We start from the raw sequence: 12,875 nt of genomic DNA, 5'->3' as shown, positions 1-12,875 counted from the left end.
TTCAGCGTTTACCCCAATCCCCTGAAAATCGAGACACCAGACGCCTATGACTGCACATATTTCCAAAGATCCTTTGCATGGCGTTACGCTGGAGATGATGGTCAACGCCCTGGTGGCGCGATATGGCTGGCGCGAGTTGGGCGATCGAATCAAAATTAACTGTTTCAGAAATGACCCAAGCGTGAAGTCGAGCCTGAAATTCCTGCGCCGTACCCCCTGGGCACGCGCGGAGGTCGAGGCCCTGTATCTTGATTCCCTCAATGATAACGGGACCGCTGAACGCGAGGCGCCCGCCTTTAACCCCTGGGCCAATAGTCGGATAACCAAGAGCTAATACGCAAATGATGCGACATGTAAAACGGACTGGTGCGCTGCTTGGCTGCGCGCTTTTACTTGTTAGTTGCTCCTCAAAACCCCCAAAGTCGCTGGTCACACCGCTCCCGACTCCAGGCAAACCGACGCAGCAGGCAAACGAGCCGATGCGTGGGATCTGGCTGGCAACTGTCTCCCGTCTCGACTGGCCGCCGGTCGCGTCGGTGAATGGCCGCAGTGCTGACCAGCGTATTGCGATGCAAAAACAGGCGCTGATCGACAAACTCGACAATCTGAAACGCCTGGGAATTAACACGGTGTTTTTCCAGGTAAAACCGGACAGCACCGCGCTCTGGTCGTCCAAAATCCTGCCGTGGTCAGATATGCTTACCGGCAATATTGGCGAGTATCCGGGCTACGATCCGCTGCAGTTTATGCTCGATGAAGCCCACAAGCGCGGGATGAAAGTTCACGCCTGGTTCAACCCCTATCGCGTTTCAACCAATACCAAACCGTCAACCATTGCCGCGCTGAACCGCACCTCATACCAACAACCGTCCAGCATCTACGTGCAGCACCCTGAGTGGGTTCGCATCGCAGGCGATCGGTTTGTGCTCGACCCGGGCATCCCGGAGGTACGTGACTGGATAACCCGGGTGGTGACCGAGGTGGTGGCGAACTACCCGATAGACGGCGTGCAGTTTGATGACTACTTTTATGCCGAATCGCCCCGCTCAACGCTGAATGATGCGCAGACCTACAGACAATACGGCCAGGGGTTTAGCTCCAAAGCCGACTGGCGTCGCCACAATACGCAGCAGCTGATTGTGCAGGTCTCTCGGGCGATCAAACAGACAAAACCGCAGGTTGAATTTGGCGTCAGCCCGGCGGGGGTCTGGCGTAACCGCTCCTTTGACCCGGCAGGATCCGACACCCGTGGCGCGGCGGCGTATGATGAATCCTACGCTGACACCCGTCAGTGGGTGCAACAGGGGCTGCTGGACTACATTGCCCCGCAAATCTACTGGCCTTTCTCCCGGGATGCGGCACGCTATGACGTGCTGACCAAATGGTGGGCCGACGTGGTGAAACCGACCCATACCCGTCTGTACATCGGCATTGCGTTCTATAAAGTGGGCGAGCCGTCGAAAAATGAGCCGGACTGGACGATTCAGGGCGGCGTGCCGGAGCTGAAAAAACAGCTCGATCTCAACGACTCCCTGCCGAACGTGAATGGTACGATCCTGTTCCGCGAAGATTACCTCAACCAGCCGCAGACGCAGCAGGCGGTAAACTACCTGAAAGGACGCTGGGGAAGCTAAGTACAGTCAGGCAGAAACGCCCCGTTTCTGCCTGATTTTTTACGGCTTCGGCCCGAACATCGCCTCAAGCTGCTTCGCGTCCGGCATACCGACAACCTGCTGGAGCTCATTCTGGTCATTGAGATAATAAATGGCCGGTGTGGCATTCGCCCCCAGACTGTCCATTAACGCCTGGTGTTTTTGCAGTATCGCCACGGTTTCACGCGAGGCGGTGCCTTCCGGTTTAGGCAGTTTTTTCCCGCCGGACAGTTCATACTCCTTCCACGCCGTAACCGGATCTTTTGCATTCAGGATCGCAGATGCGTTACGGCCGCTGTTTGGGTTGAGGAACGCCACCAGCAGCGTATTGAGCTGCACCTTACCCGCCGTCACCCACGGCTGTGCTTCTGACCAGAATGCCTTGCAGTACGGGCAGAACGGGTCGGCGAAGACAAAGACTTTGCGTGGCGCGTTATCCGGCCCCTCTTTCAGGGGGTGCGCAGCGTTAAGCTGTTTCCACATTTCGCGTCCCATCGGGCCGTAGATCTCTTTCTGGAAAATACCCTCGCTGAGGTTTTTACCCTTCTCGTCATAGAGATAACCCGAAATAACGTGCTTTCCGTCAGGCGTGAGAAAGAGCGTCACCCCCATGTCCTGATATTGTCCCAGCCAGGCGGGTGCGCCACCGGGTACGTCGATCTTCTTGAGGATCTTAATCTCCTGCTGCTCGCTAAAGGTCTTCACGACATCAGGTATAGCATCCGCAGCCTGCGCCAGCCCTGACGCGGTCAGCAGCGAAAGTAACAGTAATTTTTTCATGTCCCTCTCCGGTTTGTTCGGGGGCCTGAGGCCCCCTTCAGGTTAGCGGTTTTTCAGTGCATCGGTGACCATTTCATCAAACTGTTCGAAAGGCACCCAGCCGGGTAGCAGCCCTTCGCCAATCAGCGTGGCCGGTGTCCCCTGAATACCCAATTTTTCGGCGATGATCAGGCTGCGTTTTACCGTGACCAGGCTCGTATCATCCGGCGTTGCAACATTCACGCCCGCGCGCTTTTGCGCCTCCTGAATGCTGGCGTCATCGTGATACCCTTTTTTCGCCATCAGGGTTTCGTTGAACTTCATAAATTGCTCAGGGTGTGAACGCCAGACGGTTAACGCGTCGCGCGCGGCGGTTAGCGAGCTTTCCGAACGGAACGGCAGAAACTTAAACACCACGGCCACCTGCGGATGTTTCTCAACGATCTTCTCCAGATACGGATCGAATTTTTTGCAGTATGGACAGTTGTAGTCCGTAAACACCACCAGCGTCAGCGTTGGATTTTTGGCACCGATACGCGGCGAATCCGCGTCGTTAAACAGAAAATCGTAGATCAGCTTCTGAGCGCGTTGCTCCTGATCCGGGGTGATCGGGTCCGCCGCCATCACCTGGGCTGACGCGAAAAACAGCAGAAACGTAATAAGGATTTTTTTCATAACAGCGTTAGCCTTTTGCTTTGTTCAGGGTGGTCATCAGGGTGCGTTTGTCCAGCAATGGCGAGAGGATGTCGCCCTCCGGCGTTCCAGGGCCATACACCTGGTTAAACGGGATGGCGTAGCGATTGCGTGATTTCAGAAACGCCGCAATCGTCTCTGATGGCTGGCTCCAGTCTCCGCGTAGCGCCACCACATCCGGCTGGCGCAGCGCGGCGATAACCTCCGGCTGATTCAGCACCCGGTGCTCATTCACCTTGCAGGTGACACACCAGTCCGCCGAGATATCCACAAACACACGTTTCCCCTGCGCAAGCGCATCGCTGATTGCCTCCTCACTGAGCGGCTGCCACGGGATCGTCTGTTCGCTATTCTCAGCCGTGGTTACCGGCGTTGCGTTCACTATCCCGCGCAGCTGATAGCCCCCGAATACGGCCAGCGCAATCACCACCACCCAGAACAGCGGCGATGATGTCTGACCGCGAAGGGCATAGACCACAATGGCGACCACAATCAGAAGCAGCATGAGGATGTGGCTGAACATCTCGCCCAGGTGCAGACTCAGCAACGTCACCAGCCACAGGCTGGAGGCCAGCATCATCCCCCCCAGAATCACCTTCAGGGTATTCATCCAGCGGCCAGGTTTTGGCAGCAACAAGGCGGTTTTGGGGATCAGCGCCACGAACAGCCACGGCAAGCTCATGCCCACCCCGAGCATCAGGAAGATAAGCCACAGGGAATGCAGCGGTGCGCCCAGCGCAAAGGCCACGGCCGTACCGAGGAACGGCGCGGAACACGGCGTGGCAAGCAGCGTGGCAAACACGCCTTCGCAGAAGCTGCCCGTCAGTCCGGTTCCGCCCGTTGTGGCGAGCCGTCCGGTGGCGGCGGAAGGCAGAAACAGCTCAAACGCACCAAACAGGTTCAGCGCGAAGATAAAGGTCACGGCAACCATCAGCCCAATAAACCACGGGTTCTGGAACTGGATGCCCCAGCCCAGCGACGCGCCGGTGAGTTTCAGAACGGTCACCATTGTGGCCAGCAGCATAAAGGAGGTCAGAATACCCGCACTGGTCGCCAGGAAACGCAGCCGGATTTTCCGCGTGTCCGTACCCGCCTGCAGGACGCTGCTGAGCTTCATGCCCATTACCGGCAATACGCAGGGCATCAGGTTCAGGATCAGCCCGCCCAGCAATGCAAAGGCCAGCATTTTGACTGTTCCCGCTGGCGCACTCTGCACCGCGTCTGCGGGGGCTGCGCCTACGGTCAGTTGCGTTTGCTGGGCTTTATCGCCGTTGGTGACGACAAACGACAGCGTTTTCCCCGCAAGCGTCGCGGGTTTATCGCCCCACTCATCGGTGACCGGAACCGCGACCTGAAGCCGGTTTCCGGTGTGCTTAATCACCGGTTCGCCGGGCAGAATGTCACCCTCCAGCGGGTCAAAATAGATCCCGGGATTGACCCATTCGCCTTCCGTCGTGCCCGTCATCATCAGCTTGCCGTCTGATAACCAGGCGCTGAAGTCTGACGACACGCCTGACGCACCGGGTACTGAACGCATCGCGTCTTCGAATGCCGTACGGAAGCCCGCATCCGCTGGCGCGCGGAAATCCAGATGCAGCTTGTAGTCCGTCAACAGACAGACGTTGCTGCAAGTTGAGAGCGTAAGCGTGGCGTCGAGCACATCCGCGTCCGTCCCGGCGATCGTGATGGGGATCGTAACGCTATCGTGGTAGCCCTGGGTCGTCAGGCCCGAGATATCAAAGCGGGAAGGAACCGGCCAGTACCAGGTATCCTTAACGCCCTGTGGCCAGCTGATTTTCGGGGCCACGCCGCCCTCGCCCGGCGAACGCCAGTAGGTTTTCCAGCCGGGCTGGAGCTCGACGCTGAGCAGGCCGTTGATGCGGTCTTGATCCCGCTCAGCCTGAAAGCGGATGCGGGCGTGATCGTTTTGCGGTGACACCAGCCAGCCCGTATCTGCCGCATGAGCAATACCCATGCAGGACAGCCACAGGAGGACGAGTCCCCTGAAAAGGTTAACCATGTTTTACTCCGTGAATAGTGAAAATTATCGTGTGGTGACGATGCTTTTCATTCACGGAAAACGCAGTTTTTGAGGTGTATTCGAGGAGGCGGTGCCTGGACAGGCTGCTCCCTGGAGAGAAATGTGCGCCGTTGGGTAAATAACTGCAGCAGAGCGAAGAAGATAATAATCGCCGGTAGCGCACCGTCAAAAAACAGCGGCTGGGCGCAAAGCAAAGACTGTGCGCCAAGTTGACACGGCGACGGGCCGGGCTGTTCAGCTTCCTGACCCGGGGCGTCAGCCATCATGACCGTTTGCACCTGAGGATCCAGCCCCTGTAAAAAATGGTTGAGATAAACCGCACGCTGAACCAGGCAAATTGCCATTGCCAGACACGTGATTATCAGAAGCCATTTACCGAGAAGCTGACGGTTGCGCATAACGTTCCAAAATAACAAGACGCCCCGATCATAAACGATAGTGATGAATCTACAAGTCCCGACAGTGTAAGGTTTTGTCTGCCGGGAACATTATCCCCCTGTCAGCGCGTCATACACATCCCGCAATCGCGTGCGCAGGAACAGCACGGCCTTATGCTTACGCGATAATAATGCCTGCTCGCTAACCCCGGTTTCCCCGGCCAGCAATTTGATGCTGTAGCCTTGTAGCTCCGTCTTCTCAAAGACCTCGCGCTGCGCTGCGGGCAGTTCAGCCAGCGCCTGCCCCAGCTCTTCCCACAGCAGCGTTTTGAGGTACTCCTCTTCCGGGGTATGCGGAACGCCGAACAGGGTTTCAGCGATCTCATCTTCCGGAAAATCGTCATCCTCCTCTCCTGTGAAGCTGAAATAACCGGAGAGCGACACTTCACGCTTTTTCCGCGCCCGGTCGGTCATCTCATTTCGCGCCGCGCGAAACAGCCACGCGGCAACGTTTTCGACCGGTTGTTCCACCTTCATCAGCTGATACGTGATCTCCTGCAAAATATCGTCGGCGTCGTCACGTACCGGCGTTCTTCCGCGAATAAAGGCTCTCAGCCGGGCGCGGCAGGCATTAACCGCCGACATCAGCAAGGATCCGCCCGCCTCCCCGGTTTTCATCTCGCTCACTCTGCGTCCGGCGCTTTTGGCGCGTTGTCTTCACGCTTGTCATCACGGTGGCCGTGCCAGCCACAGTGCCCGCGACCATGGCGACCAAATCCTTCCCGGCGCTGCTGCATGAACGCTTCACGCTGTTCGGGCGTCATGTTCATCCAGCGTTCGTGCATCCGGCGGTGCGCACCAAACATACCCGGACGGAACCCCAGACCACCAAACAGGATCCGGCTCAATATCAAAATGCCAAGCGCCTGCCAGAAGCCAATGGCTTTCACGCCGAGGATCGCCGGGAGTAAGGCGTTCCACAGGGACATCACCAGCAGGCCGAGCACGATAAAAATGACCGCGCCGATGACTAAGCCCTTGCCCATACGGTGGCGACCGAATCCGCGCCCGTGACCTCTGCCGTGCATATCAAACTCTCTCATGGTGTTGACCTCGTTTACAGTAACTGATTATGGCTTGTGATGAGGTAGACGGATGAGGAACAAGAATATTGCTAAAAATTTTTAAAAACATCGTAGTCAATGTGGTTTACGCTTTTCGCGACTGACGAATGGAAACAGCATAAAAATTAAAACTCGTAATAATGCCGATCTGTTCGCGCTTTTAAATCAGGTTATTTATTCAGCAGGTTTGATATTGATACTTTTTAAATGCCCTATTCCAGTTGTTGAGACTATTCCTATAATCATCCAAAAAAACCACTGTTTAACAATAATCTAAAGCGAGGCTTAATTAACTATTTTTAGTTAAAGGTTTGTAATCATTACATCTCTGTCTATTATTCATAGCGTCATACCCTGCAGCAGGAAATAGAAACAGACACATTAAAAAGGAGCAATCCGGTAATGATTGGCAGACTGACGAATTATATCCTCTGGTACCACACTGTCTGGGTGTTCATATTTTTATTAGTGGTCGGCGTGGCTGCTGGCGTATTTTTTAATGCCATACTGCATTTTCATGGGGATGACGCATTCCTGACAGGATTAATTTTCTTTTTATTCCCGGCGCTACTGGTATGCCTTCGGCTACATCGGCTATCAGCGAAACATCGCCAAAGATAATGCCCGTCGCACCGGTTGTTGAATCAAAACAATTTGCAAAATTAATCTGAAACCAACAATTTAGCCGCGTTTATTGCCGGGTGGCGCTACGCTTACCCGGCTTACAATCCACAATAATATCAAGCCTGCACTGGCAAACTAAAACTCGAAATACTCCGCGTGAGCTGCTGGGCCTGCTCTTCCAGCGACGCGGCTGCCGCGGCGGACTGTTGCACCAGCGCGGCGTTCTGTTGGGTCACGCCATCCATCTCCGTCACTGCCTGCCCGACCTGACTAATCCCGCGGCTTTGCTCTTCAGAGGCCACAGAGATCTGCTCCATCAGCGTGTTCACTTTATTGACGGAACTGATAATCGAGTCAATGACCTCCCCTGAGCGCCCCACCAGTTCGGCACCGTTTTTGACGCTGGAAACCGACTGGGCAATCAGGCTTTCGATATCCTTGGCCGCCACCGCGCTTTTCTGCGCCAGCGTGCGAACTTCGCTGGCTACCACGGCGAAACCACGCCCCTGGGTACCGGCGCGCGCCGCTTCTACCGCCGCGTTGAGCGCCAGAATGTTGGTCTGGAAAGCGATGCTGTTGATCACGCTGGTGATGTCCTCGATGCGCTTCGAGTTTGCGGCGATGGTATTCATCGTTTCAATCACTTCACGCGTGACGGCCTCCCCGGTGTGGGCATTTTTCACCGCGTCCTGCACCAGTTTTCCGGCCTGATAGACGTTATCGGTGTTATTGGCGACGGTCGCGCTCAGTTCTTCCATGCTGGCCGCCGTCTGGGTTAGCGCAGAAGCCTGCTGTTCGGTGCGCGAAGCCAGGTCGATATTCCCGGAGGCAATCTCCTGTGCGGCATGGGTCACGGTATGACTCGCGTCACGCACCTGGGCGATGGTTGCCAGCAGCGCCTGGCGCATCTGCTCCATAGAGCCCATCAGGTGATCAATTTCATTGCCGGAATTCCCCTTCACAGGCACCGGAATATCGAGTTTGCCTGCGGCAATCTGGCTGCAATGTTCACGTGCCAGATTAACCGGTGCCAGAACAAGGCGTTTCATAAGCAGGCTGACGGCGACGATCACCAGCACAAACAGCAGTGCGATAGCGGCGATAATCGCCAGGCCAGAAACAAAGTTGCTGCTCGCATCTTCGTTCAGGCTTTTGGCATAGGCCTGGTGTACGGCCAGAACCTGGTCGAGGACAATCTCATACTGACGATCGAGGCGCGAGACTTCCGGTATCAGGGCGTTGAATTTGGCAATATCGTGCGCGGCGGCAGCATCAATGAGCGGTGCCAGCCCCTGGTTACGGTAATTCTGCCAGGCATCCTGATAAGCGCTTACCAGCGGCGCTTCATCCGTCAGACGGGGAGACGCCATAAAGGCAGCAAAGGCGCGATCGGCTTTGGTCAGTGCCTCTTTTACTGCGGCGAGCTTCGCAGATTCATCCGCTGATGCGCCCGCCTCTACCATCTTCACATACTCCATCACCCGGACGCGCAGCGTGCGGCTATGGTTGATGGGATCAATAATTGACAGCACCACCTGGATCTCTTTGTTCACGTTATCCAGGGAGTTATTACTTTTGATGATGAGGCCAACGCTGGTGAGGGTGCTGGCGATAAAGAAGAAAAGCAGCGAGAAAAAGACAATCAGGGATGATTTTTTTAACGACATGAACCGATACCTCAAAGAAAATTATTCCTTATGGTTATCGGCTAAACCAAAACTTAAATTAATTAAAGTTATTGATGTATCCCGTCGTCCGGCAGGGCTATTCTGCCGCTTTATAGCGCCGCTGCAGGGTGGCATCCAGTTTCCGCTGTACGGGCTCTGGCGTTTCACCGTCGATCAATTTCCCAATCAGATCAAAGCAGTGCCATGCAAGCTGACGGTTATCCTGGCGCACGGTATCCACCGGGATGGTGAGCGAGTCGTAAAGATAGTGATCGTCAAAGCTCGCTAACCTGATGTCACTTTGCAACAGATTGTGCTGCCCCATGTAGCGCAGCACCCCTTCCAGCAGGCCGCAGGCGGCGGTGAACAGGGCTTTTGGCGGACGCCCCAGGCGAGCACAGAGTTCGGCGAACATCTCGTAACCGGAACTCGGGTGATAATTTCCGTGAATGATCCACTCCGGGCGCAGCGTAACGTTCGCGTCGCGCAGACCCTGTTTAAACCCTTCAAGGCGGTCGCGCGTGGGGGAAAGCCGTGGCTGCCCACCGAGGAAATAAAACTCATCGGGGTGCTGGAGGGCAATGTCGGCCACCAGTTTGGCTGTCGGGGTAATGGAATCGGTGATCACCAACGGCAGCGAGCTGTCATTCATATGGCGGTCAAAGAGCACCACGGGCAGCTGTTCACTCAGTTTCTGGTAATCCGCGTCGTTGAGCATGCTGGAGGCAACAATCAGCCCGTCGACCTGACGCGCCACCATGTTGTTGACCACCACGGTCTCCTGCCCCGGGTTTTCATCGCTACAGGAGATGAGCAGCTGAACGCCCGCCTCGCGGCACAACGTCTCCAGTTCGTGAGAAAACACGGCAAACCCGTAGTTGGTGATCTCCGGGACCACCAGACCAATGGTGTGGCTGCGGTTATCGCGCAGCGAGCGGGCGTGAATGCTGGGCTGGTAGTGATGCTCTTTTGCAATGGCCAGCACGCGCTCACGGGTCTCTTCCGCCACGCGCAGCTCTTTGCTGCGTCCGTTCAGTACCAGGCTGGCGGTGGCTTTTGACACCCCCGCCAGCTCCGCGATGTCTTTAATGGTGACGCGTTTTGTTTTTCTCACAACGACTTAGATCCGGCTGCCAAAACCGCTATTCTACCATGCAGCCGCGCAGCGACCAGTAGCGTAATGTGATGTCGGACGCACCTTCGAATCGCACACGGGCCGGTTGGTCAGGAAAATAGCGACTGCTCATCACCCCTTCGCCGTGGTTGATGAAAATTTCGACGCTGGAGCGGTCGCACAGAACGCGCAGATGGTGAACCTCACCCAGCCAGTAGCGGGTTAACGTCTCACCCGTTTGCAGGCTGGCACGTTCCAGACGCAGGCCATTGCCATCGACCGTGAGGTGCAGCGCACCGGCAAAATCCAGTTTCGCGCAGGCAGCGCTCAGCTCGAACTCAAGGCGCGAGGCATCAAGCTCCGGCGCATCGCAGGCGTTGCCCTGCCAGTGCAGTTCCTCTTCACGCAGCATTTCCAGCTCACGCACCGGGGTCTGCCAGAGCTTGCCGTCGCGGTAGCGCAGCTCTCGCGGACAGGTCATCTGATGGATCCAGCCCTGTGCCCGGGTGGGCTGCTGCATCTCTTCCCCGTCAGGCACGCCCATCCAGCCAATCAGGATCCGCCGGCCATCTTCCGCCAGCGTCGTTTGCGGGGCGTAGAATTCAAAACCGGCATCCAGTTCGTGTAACGCACCGTGCTCAAATGCGCCGCGCTGATAGTCAAACGCCCCGCTCATCCAGGCTGCCGGATAGGTGTTGAGATAACGATGCGGCTCACGCGCCAGCCCCTGCGGGCAGCAGATCAGAACGTGCGTCCCGTCGAGGGCAAACAGGTCCGGGCACTCCCACATGTATCCCGCCTCCGTCAGTCCATTGACGCCGTTACCGGCAATTTCTCCGCACGATTCCCACGTGTGCAAATCGGCAGACCTGAACAGCAGCACTTTGCCCCGCTTTTGCACATCCTGCGCGCCCAGCACCATGTACCACTGCCCGTCGTGCTGCCACACTTTCGGGTCGCGCACGTGGCCGGTGTAGCCATCCGGCAGCGCCAGCACCGGCCCCAGTTTTTTAAAGGTCCCGTCCGGTTGTTCCACCGCCAGGCACTGCCAGGCGGTGCGGCTGCCGTCATCGAACTTAACGTTGCCGGTATAGCACAGCGTCAGCATCCCGTTGTTGTCCACGGCGCTGCCGGAATAGCAACCGTTGCGGTCGTACTCTTCATCTGGCATCAGCGCCATCGGCTCGTGCTGCCAGTGCAGCAGATCGTGCGAACTCCAGTGCCCCCAGCATTTATAGCGGTGATCGCAGTCCAGCGGGTTCCACTGATAAAACAGATGGTAGCGCCCGGCAAACCAGATAAAACCGTTCGGATCGTTCATCAGCCCCGTCACCGGTGCCGGGTGCCACTGCGGGTAGTGGCGGTCGGCACGCGCGCGCGGTTGGCCTTTCATCACGGCCTGCAGCACGGCAGGCCAGCGGGAAGGTAATGTCATTATTCAGAGTCCGTTTTATATTTCAGCAGCAGCGAGACGGTAAACGCTACGCCAAAGGCAATCACCATGCCGATAATATAGTTGAGCAGCGAACTGGCCTGCACGATTGCCATCCCCGGCAGCGCCGTCAGCCCTACCGCCGTCATGTAGACATGCACCGACACCACCCATGCGCCACCCACCGCACCGCCAATCAGCGCGGCCACAAACGGTTTCACGAAACGCAGGTTGATACCAAAAATAGCGGCTTCGGTAATGCCGAGCATGGCCGAGAACGCCGACGGTAAGGTAATGGCTTTGATTTTTGCGTCTTTGGTTTTAAACCACACCGCCAGGCACGCACCACCCTGCGCCACGTTCGCCATGGCCCAGATGGGCAGCAGGAAATTAACGCCAATCGACGGATTCCCCAACAGCCCGGCTTCAATCGCGTGGAAGCTGTGGTGAATGCCGGTAATAACAATCACCGAATAGAGCCCGCCGAACAGCAAACCGGCCAGCCAGCCCGCGTGGGTAATCAGCGTGCTCAGAATAAAGGAGATGCCATCGCCTAACGCGCGTCCCGCCGGGCCGATAATCAGCAGCGCGATAAAACCGGAGAGAATGACGGTCAGGAACGGCGTCAGGATCAGGTCTAACGCATCCGGGATGACCTTGCGCAGGTTTTTCTCCACAATGCTCATAAACCAGACGGCCAGCAGCACCGGGAACACCGTTCCCTGATAGCCAATCATGGCAATCTCAAGGCCGAAAAAATTCATGGTGTGGAAGCCGGACGCCACGCCCCAGGCGTTGGTCAGCGCCGGGTGGGTCAGAATGCCACCTAGCGTGGCGCCTAAATAGGGATTACCGCCAAACTCACGCGCGGCGGTAAAACCAATCAGGATCGGTAAAATAATAAACGCCGCCGAGCTGCACATATCCAGCATGATGTAGATGGCGTTATCGGCATTCACCCAGCCGTAGGTTTTCACCATTCCGAGCAGGCCCATCAGCAAACCGGACGCAACAATGGCGGGAATGATCGGTACGAAAATATTGGAAAGCAGGCGGGCAATGCGCTGGAACGGGTTGAGCTTACGCGCCGCGAGATCTGCCGCTTCTGACTTGCTGGATTCACCAATCCCTGCCGCCTGAATAAAAGCCGCGTAAACCTTATTCACCACGCCGGTACCAAAAATCACCTGCATCTGGCCCGCGTTACGAAAACAGCCTTTCACCCCCTCGACCTTGCCGATGGCCTGCTGGTCAGCAAGCGCATCGTCGACCAGCACCAGACGAAGGCGCGTTGCGCAGTGCGCGGCACTGGCGATGTTCTCTTTGCCACCGAGCAGCGGAATGAGCGCACGGGAAATATTATCAAAATCCATAGTTACCTCTGCCTGACTT

At 56.6% G+C, this 12,875-nt stretch carries 12 protein-coding genes; 2 read left to right on the top strand and 10 right to left on the bottom strand.

All coding sequences use genetic code 11. The annotated features are described in order from the left end of the window. The first annotated feature begins 46 nt into the window (after positions 1–46). Together ACOTZF_RS04525 and ACOTZF_RS04520 are read left to right on the top strand one after the other, a co-directional pair. A complete protein-coding gene (locus ACOTZF_RS04525) occupies positions 47–334 on the top strand; it encodes a VF530 family DNA-binding protein (RefSeq protein WP_023619621.1) in 288 nt (95 codons plus the stop codon). A 7-nt stretch (positions 335–341) separates the two neighbouring features. Further along, positions 342–1,634 carry a glycoside hydrolase family 10 protein gene (locus ACOTZF_RS04520; RefSeq protein WP_129251708.1) on the top strand — a complete coding sequence of 431 codons (1,293 nt, stop codon included), beginning with the start codon at positions 342–344 and terminating at the stop codon, positions 1,632–1,634. Between the two features lie 39 nt (positions 1,635–1,673). Here ACOTZF_RS04520 and dsbG read toward each other — a convergent pair whose 3' ends face one another. From dsbG to ACOTZF_RS04470, 10 genes are all read right to left on the bottom strand, one after another. Next, on the bottom strand, positions 1,674–2,432 hold the full coding sequence (gene dsbG / locus ACOTZF_RS04515) for a thiol:disulfide interchange protein DsbG (RefSeq protein ID WP_129251709.1): 759 nt from the start codon (positions 2,430–2,432) through the stop codon (positions 1,674–1,676). 42 nt (positions 2,433–2,474) lie between these two features. After that, a complete protein-coding gene (locus ACOTZF_RS04510) occupies positions 2,475–3,086 on the bottom strand; it encodes a DsbA family protein (RefSeq protein ID WP_129251710.1) in 612 nt (203 codons plus the stop codon). Between the two features lie 7 nt (positions 3,087–3,093). Continuing rightward, positions 3,094–5,124, bottom strand: coding sequence for a protein-disulfide reductase DsbD family protein (locus tag ACOTZF_RS04505; RefSeq protein WP_129251711.1), 2,031 nt, complete (start codon positions 5,122–5,124; stop codon positions 3,094–3,096). A gap of 47 nt (positions 5,125–5,171) precedes the next feature. Next, positions 5,172–5,543 (bottom strand): hypothetical protein, encoded by a 372-nt coding sequence (locus tag ACOTZF_RS04500; RefSeq protein ID WP_050860660.1) that lies wholly within the window; start codon positions 5,541–5,543, stop codon positions 5,172–5,174. A 90-nt stretch (positions 5,544–5,633) separates the two neighbouring features. Further along, positions 5,634–6,200 carry an RNA polymerase sigma factor gene (locus ACOTZF_RS04495; protein ID WP_048972091.1) on the bottom strand — a complete coding sequence of 189 codons (567 nt, stop codon included), beginning with the start codon at positions 6,198–6,200 and terminating at the stop codon, positions 5,634–5,636. 5 nt (positions 6,201–6,205) lie between these two features. Then, positions 6,206–6,625, bottom strand: coding sequence for a hypothetical protein (locus ACOTZF_RS04490; protein ID WP_013096556.1), 420 nt, complete (start codon positions 6,623–6,625; stop codon positions 6,206–6,208). Positions 6,626–7,386: 761 nt separating this feature from the next. Beyond that, a complete protein-coding gene (locus tag ACOTZF_RS04485; protein WP_023619630.1) occupies positions 7,387–8,937 on the bottom strand; it encodes a methyl-accepting chemotaxis protein in 1,551 nt (516 codons plus the stop codon). Between the two features lie 97 nt (positions 8,938–9,034). Continuing rightward, complete coding sequence (locus tag ACOTZF_RS04480) at positions 9,035–10,051, bottom strand: LacI family DNA-binding transcriptional regulator (protein WP_129251712.1); 1,017 nt, start codon at positions 10,049–10,051, stop codon at positions 9,035–9,037. Between the two features lie 28 nt (positions 10,052–10,079). Next, positions 10,080–11,486: a sucrose-6-phosphate hydrolase gene (locus ACOTZF_RS04475; protein ID WP_129251713.1), complete on the bottom strand. Its 1,407-nt coding sequence runs from the start codon at positions 11,484–11,486 to the stop codon at positions 10,080–10,082. Next, complete coding sequence (locus tag ACOTZF_RS04470) at positions 11,486–12,856, bottom strand: sucrose-specific PTS transporter subunit IIBC (RefSeq protein ID WP_029883319.1); 1,371 nt, start codon at positions 12,854–12,856, stop codon at positions 11,486–11,488. The genes ACOTZF_RS04475 and ACOTZF_RS04470 overlap by 1 nt, the downstream gene beginning before the upstream one ends. Positions 12,857–12,875 lie beyond the last annotated feature (19 nt).

Origin of the sequence: Enterobacter cloacae complex sp. SHL021 (genome assembly GCF_049237765.1) — a bacterium.
Classification (GTDB): Bacteria; Pseudomonadota; Gammaproteobacteria; order Enterobacterales; family Enterobacteriaceae; genus Enterobacter; species Enterobacter cloacae.
The sequence above is the reverse complement of the archived record's forward strand: the minus strand, read 5'-3'. Positions and strand labels throughout refer to the sequence as shown.

Coding starts and splice junctions, on each gene's coding strand:
- ACOTZF_RS04525 (WP_023619621.1), top strand. CDS start 47: ATGACTGCACATATTTCCAAAGATCCTTTGCATGGCGTTACGCTGGAG.
- ACOTZF_RS04520 (WP_129251708.1), top strand. CDS start 342: ATGATGCGACATGTAAAACGGACTGGTGCGCTGCTTGGCTGCGCGCTT.
- dsbG (WP_129251709.1), bottom strand. CDS start 2,432: ATGAAAAAATTACTGTTACTTTCGCTGCTGACCGCGTCAGGGCTGGCG.
- ACOTZF_RS04510 (WP_129251710.1), bottom strand. CDS start 3,086: ATGAAAAAAATCCTTATTACGTTTCTGCTGTTTTTCGCGTCAGCCCAG.
- ACOTZF_RS04505 (WP_129251711.1), bottom strand. CDS start 5,124: ATGGTTAACCTTTTCAGGGGACTCGTCCTCCTGTGGCTGTCCTGCATG.
- ACOTZF_RS04500 (WP_050860660.1), bottom strand. CDS start 5,543: ATGCGCAACCGTCAGCTTCTCGGTAAATGGCTTCTGATAATCACGTGT.
- ACOTZF_RS04495 (WP_048972091.1), bottom strand. CDS start 6,200: ATGAAAACCGGGGAGGCGGGCGGATCCTTGCTGATGTCGGCGGTTAAT.
- ACOTZF_RS04490 (WP_013096556.1), bottom strand. CDS start 6,625: ATGAGAGAGTTTGATATGCACGGCAGAGGTCACGGGCGCGGATTCGGT.
- ACOTZF_RS04485 (WP_023619630.1), bottom strand. CDS start 8,937: ATGTCGTTAAAAAAATCATCCCTGATTGTCTTTTTCTCGCTGCTTTTC.
- ACOTZF_RS04475 (WP_129251713.1), bottom strand. CDS start 11,486: ATGACATTACCTTCCCGCTGGCCTGCCGTGCTGCAGGCCGTGATGAAA.
- ACOTZF_RS04470 (WP_029883319.1), bottom strand. CDS start 12,856: ATGGATTTTGATAATATTTCCCGTGCGCTCATTCCGCTGCTCGGTGGC.